The organism is Streptomyces odontomachi (assembly GCF_024435355.1).
In the GTDB taxonomy this organism is placed as follows: domain Bacteria; phylum Actinomycetota; class Actinomycetes; order Streptomycetales; family Streptomycetaceae; genus Streptomyces; species Streptomyces odontomachi.
Genome location: NZ_JAMJWG010000111.1, coordinates 1 through 296, shown reverse-complemented (window position 1 = coordinate 296; position 296 = coordinate 1). Strand labels below are relative to the sequence as shown.

The 296-nt window shown below is 73.3% G+C and carries 1 protein-coding gene; it reads right to left on the bottom strand.

What is annotated here, in order from left to right; all coding sequences use genetic code 11:
* Positions 1-296 (bottom strand): beta-ketoacyl synthase N-terminal-like domain-containing protein (locus NQO67_RS43595; RefSeq protein WP_305127009.1); only part of this gene is annotated, 296 nt, incomplete at both ends.

The window sequence follows — 296 nt, the reverse complement described above, 5'->3', positions numbered from 1 at the left end:
ACCCCAACCCCGCCTGCACCAACGCCCGCCGAATCACCCGCTGCTGGGCCGGGCCGTTGGGTGCGGTGAGACCGTTGCTCGCGCCGTCCTGGTTGACCGCACTGCCCCGCAACACCGCCCACACCCGCCGACCCTCGCGACGCGCGTCCGACAACCGCTGCACCAGCAGCACACCCACACCCTCGGCCCAGGCGGTGCCGTCCGCGCCCGCTCCGAAGGCCTTGCACCGGCCGTCGGCCGCCAGTCCGCGCTGCCTGCTGAACTCGACGAACATGCCCGGGTTGGGCATCACCGTG